Origin of the sequence: Marinococcus halophilus, from assembly GCF_002265875.1 — a bacterium.
In the GTDB taxonomy this organism is placed as follows: domain Bacteria; phylum Bacillota; class Bacilli; order Bacillales; family Marinococcaceae; genus Marinococcus; species Marinococcus halophilus.
On the sequence record NZ_NPFA01000062.1, the window covers coordinates 1 to 359 of the forward strand.

The 359-nt window shown below is 47.1% G+C and carries 1 protein-coding gene; it reads right to left on the minus strand.

Annotated elements, in window-relative coordinates; translation table 11 throughout:
• Window positions 1-359: DDE-type integrase/transposase/recombinase (locus tag CHL76_RS16775; RefSeq protein ID WP_143747492.1), on the minus strand; the 359-nt coding region annotated here is incomplete at both ends.

Consider the following 359-nt stretch of genomic DNA (forward strand, 5'->3'; position numbering starts at 1 on the left):
ATTTGGTAAATGGTCGTATGTAATTGTAATAATACATGTACGAATCGACTTTTTCGACTATAATAGAAGATGTAAGGGGCATCCGTACGCGGATGCTGAATTCTTCCGACTTTAGCGAGGAATGGAAGGATTCGATCATGGCATTATCCAAGCAGTTTCCTTTCCGGGACATGCTTGTGATAATGCCTTTTTCTTTGGCTGCCTGCTGAAACGCGCGCGAAGTATACTGGGAGCCCTGATCACTGTGCAGGAGGAGACCGTAGGTCTCCCGGCCTCGACAGGCCGCTTCCAGCGTATCAAGCACCAGACTCGTTTCTTGCGTATCCCGTAGCTGATACGCCACTAATTCATTATTGTAT